Raw genomic sequence first — 508 nt, 5'->3', positions numbered from 1 at the left:
ATCCCGATCATGGCGCGCCCCATCGGGGTTGACGTGTCGAAAGACTCTGTATAAGATACCATTGATACTCCCCACTTCTGAAATTTTGTCATGGTATCATACAGGTCTTGTACAGATCGGGTGAACCGGCTGAGTGCCCAAAAACATACGACGTCGAATCTTCCATCTCTCGCATCTCTCATCAGTCGGCGCATATCCGGCCGGTGATCTATGTCCTTTCCACTAACACCCCTATCGGCGTACAGGTCATAGACCTCATACTTTTTATCTGCGCACCACTTGCGCAGGGCGGCCTCCTGGGCATCCAGGGAGTAGCCCTCTCTAGCCTGATCCAGGGTGCTCACTCTGATATAGATGGCTACTATATTACATTCTTTTTTCATGGCTGTCTCCTTGTCTCTTTGAGGCAGCCATGTTATAATATGACTGCCTCGTTGTGGGGTAACGGCTGTGCTATACTTTTCGCGGAGTTACACAGCCGTTTATTCTATTGTCCATCCGGCGGCCT

1 protein-coding gene is annotated in these 508 nt (G+C 50.2%); it reads right to left on the bottom strand.

What is annotated here, in order from left to right; genetic code table 11:
• Positions 1 to 383 (bottom strand): recombinase family protein (locus tag B5E84_RS20255; RefSeq protein ID WP_143469298.1); only part of this gene is annotated, 383 nt, incomplete at its 3' end.
• Positions 384 to 508 lie beyond the last annotated feature (125 nt).

Source organism: Lachnoclostridium sp. An14 (genome assembly GCF_002160755.1).
GTDB lineage: Bacteria > Bacillota > Clostridia > Lachnospirales > Lachnospiraceae > Lachnoclostridium_A.
Note: the sequence above shows the minus strand (reverse complement) of the source record. Positions and strands in the feature narration are given on the sequence as shown.